Source organism: Actinoplanes sp. NPDC051633 (assembly GCF_040681735.1).
Taxonomy (GTDB): Bacteria; Actinomycetota; Actinomycetes; order Mycobacteriales; family Micromonosporaceae; genus Actinoplanes.
The window spans coordinates 1-2,750 of record NZ_JBFAZH010001037.1; the positions used below are offsets into that span (position 1 = coordinate 1).

The following is a 2,750-nucleotide window of genomic DNA, read 5'->3' on the forward strand; positions in this document are numbered from 1 at the left end:
TCACGCCGCAGGTCAGCCGGCTGGTGGCGGCCGACGGCAAGACCGAGATCGCGGTGTTCTGGGACGAGTTCCGCAGCAACGTGCCGCTGCAGGACATCTCGCCGAACATGCTGCACGCGATCGTCGCCGCCGAGGACCACAAGTTCTACGAGCACAACGGGGTCGACGTCAAAGGCATCGCCCGCGCGTTCGTCAGCAACAGCAGCGGCTCCAACGACGGCCAGCAGGGCGCCTCGACGCTGACGATGCAGTTCGTGCGCATGTCATTGTCCTACTCGGCGCACACCGCGCAGGAGGTCGTCGACGCCACCGAGAACACGCACAAGCGCAAGATCGCCGAGATGAAGTACGCGATGCAGGTGGAGCGGGAGCTGAGCAAGGATCAGATCCTGGTGGGCTATCTCAACCAGGCGCCGTTCGGCAACGGCGCGTACGGCATCGCCGCGGCCGCACAGGTCTACTTCCAGAAGAGCCCGAAGAACCTCACCGTCGCCGAGTCCGCGCTGCTCGCCGGGATGGTCAAGTCGCCGTCCGGGATGGACATCACCACGGCCAAGGGCCACCCGAAGGCACTCACCCGGCGCAATTGGGTCATCGGCAACATGCGCGACCTCAACTACATCACGGCCAAGCAGGCCGCCGACGCGATCAAGGTCAAGCTCGGCCACACGGTGAAGCGCAGCGGCAACGGCTGCGCGGCGGTGAAGAACAACAGCCACGGCTTCTTCTGCGACTACTTCTACCGCTGGTGGATGAGCCGGCCCGAGTTCGGCAAGACCGAGTTCGAGCGCGCGCGGCGGCTCAAGATCGGCGGCTATCGCATCCAGGCGACGCTGGACGTGAAGGCGCAGGCGGCGGCGCGCAAGAACATCGCCGCCCAGATCGGCGTCAACGACCGCGACGCGCTGCTGCTCGCCGGGGTCGAGCCGGGCAGCGGCCGGGTACGCGCACTCGCCGCGAACCGCCGCTTCAAGGTCGACGACGCGGCCCGCCCGGAGAACAAGCCGTCGTCGAACCCCGCCAAGGCCCGCAAGGGTATTCGCGGCACGTACCCCAACACGACGAACCCGCTGCTCACCGGCGGCGGCGACATCACGGGATACCAGGCCGGCTCGGTCTTCAAGATCTTCACGATGGTGGCGGCGCTGGAGAACGACTTCCCGCTCGCGTACCCGATCAACACCACCTACCGCTACAAATCGCCCACCTATCGCGACTCCGGGGCTCCCGCGGAGTGCGGCGGTCACTACTGCCCGGTGAACGCGTCGAAGAGCGAGAAGGGCCCGTACAACATGTGGACGGGCTTCGGCAGCTCGGTGAACACCTACTTCGTGCCGCTGGAGGAACGCGTCGGCGCGAAGAAGGTCGTCGACGTCGCCCAGCGCTTCGGCGTCAAGTTCCGCGACCCGCACGACCTCGACCTGGCCACCAACTACGCCAACGACTGGGGCTCCTTCACGCTGGGCGTCTCATCGTCCACCCCGCTGGACATGGCCAACGCGTACGCGACCCTGGCCGCCGACGGCGTGTACTGCGAGCCGACGCCGGTCGAGCAGATCGTCACCATGAACAAGGAGAAGCTCGACCTCGCCCGGCCGGACTGCCGCCGGGCGACCGACTCCGACGTGGCCCGCGCGGCGATCGACGCGGCCCGCTGCCCGATCGGCGACCGCGCTCAGCTCGGCTCGTGCGGCGGCCACACCACGGCCGGTGACGCCCGCGGCATCGTCGGCCACCCGATCTTCGGCAAGACCGGCACCACCGACCAGGACAAGACGGCGTCACTGATCATCGGCACGCACTCGATGGTGGTGGCGGGCTATCTGGTCAACCCCGACCATCAGAACCATCCGTACAAGATGCGCCACGACGTGGTGAACCCCGCGGTCGAGAAGACCCTGCGCGACATCATGAAGGGCAAGAAGAAGGTCCAGTTCAAGGAGCCCAAGGGTACGAAGATCGCGCTGGGCGAGCAGCGTGAGATCCCCGGCGTCGAGTGTGTGAGCGTCGACGAGGCGAAGAGCCGCATCGAGGGCGCCGGGTTCGAGGCGACGGTCGGCGCGGAGGTCGCCTCCGACTGCCCGAAGGGTCAGGCGGCCGGCACCGAGCCCGCCGGCCGGACGGTCAAGGGCGGCTTCGTGAGCATCGAGGTGAGCGCGGGCAAGAAGGAGGAGCCGGCCATCGTGCCGCCCGGCGACTGAATTGGGTCGCCGGCCTCGGGCCGCGGTGGCACCATCACCGGCATGGGGGACCGGCCCGCACCCGTGGTGATCCGCCGGTGGGCGTCCGGCCGCGCGCGGGGCTCGCCCCACCTGGAGATCGCCTGCGACGAGTCCGGCTTCGCCGGCGGCAATCTCGTCGGCGGGCACGTGCCGGTCTTCGCGCACGCGTCGATCCACATCGACGGGGAGACCGCGGCCGAGGTGATCGCCGGCCTGCGCCGCCGGATGGACGGCGGTCCGCCGGGGGAGCTGAAGGCCGGCGCGGTTCTGCGCCCGCGCCACCGCGACCTCGTACGCGACCTGCTGGGACCCTCCGGCCCGCTCGCCGGCACTGCCCGCGTCCACCTCGTCGACACCGTCTACTTCGCGCTGGCCCGCCTCGCCGACCTTCTCGGCGGCGGCACGGCCCCCCGAGGCACCGATAGCCCCGGCCGCGACCCCGCCGCCCGCCACGCGGCGCTGGTGCTGCGAACCCGCGGCCCGGCGACGTACGGCCCGGACCGGTGGCGCCGGTTCCTGATCAGCGCC

1 protein-coding gene and 1 pseudogene are annotated in these 2,750 nt (G+C 69.7%); both read left to right on the forward strand.

Annotation, left to right across the window (positions count from 1 at the left end; all coding sequences use genetic code 11):
- Positions 1 to 2,201: transglycosylase domain-containing protein (locus AB0M20_RS36480; protein WP_364305229.1), on the forward strand; the 2,201-nt coding region annotated here is incomplete at its 5' end.
- Between the two features lie 42 nt (positions 2,202 to 2,243).
- Positions 2,244 to 2,750, forward strand: a pseudogene (locus tag AB0M20_RS36485) (hypothetical protein); the annotation flags it as partial.